Here is a 232-nt window from a genome sequence, read left to right on the forward strand (position 1 = left end):
TGGAAGACGTCTTTTATTTTCAAGTAACGTTTTTGATGAAGTTTTTCTATCCTTTTAGAAGTAAAAGGTCCTTCATTCGTTTGTTTTCCATTTCTAAGAATGCTTGTAAAATAACTCTTCATTTTGTTGTAAGATTGATTTATGCTTTTGACATATTTGCCCTTAACAAGGACAGGTTTCATACCTGTGTTTGTTACGATGGTTGCAAGGTTATCAATCCCTAAATCAATAC

Annotated in this window: 1 protein-coding gene; it reads right to left on the reverse strand. The window is 31.9% G+C overall.

Features of this window, described 5'->3' with window-relative positions; all coding sequences use genetic code 11:
• Window positions 1–232 (reverse strand): transposase (locus FS742_RS27360; RefSeq protein WP_144616469.1); only part of this gene is annotated, 232 nt, incomplete at both ends.

Source organism: Bacillus cereus (assembly GCF_007678085.1).
GTDB classification, from domain to species: Bacteria; Bacillota; Bacilli; order Bacillales; family Bacillaceae_G; genus Bacillus_A; species Bacillus_A cereus_BE.